The 289-nt window shown below is 47.4% G+C and carries 1 pseudogene; it reads left to right on the top strand.

The window, feature by feature from the left end:
* Position 1: 1 nt before the first annotated feature.
* Positions 2–289 (top strand): annotated as a pseudogene (locus tag EN808_RS36875) (XRE family transcriptional regulator); the annotation flags it as partial.

Below are 289 nucleotides of genomic sequence, written 5' to 3'. Positions count from 1 at the left end.
GATCCTTTTCTCCAACCCTGAGGAGTTCAGGACGCTCATTGACGGCAACTTTTTTCATGCGATGTCAACCGCGCGCCATTTGCCGGAGTTTGTCAACTTCCTGTCGAATATTGTCTTCGACGGAAGCGTGCAGGATTCGGAAATCCTGGGTGTCTATGACCGGTATCAGTTTTCGTCGATCTATAAAGGTTTCATTCTAAAATCGGCATTCTGCCTTTATCGGAATAACAATTTTCTCCAGCATTACTATATCGAGCGGTTCCCTAGCTTCGACAGGCCGGGAAGAACG

Origin of the sequence: Mesorhizobium sp. M8A.F.Ca.ET.165.01.1.1, from assembly GCF_004792065.1 — a bacterium.
Classification (GTDB): domain Bacteria; phylum Pseudomonadota; class Alphaproteobacteria; order Rhizobiales; family Rhizobiaceae; genus Mesorhizobium.
This window is presented reverse-complemented; position numbering and strand designations above follow the sequence as displayed.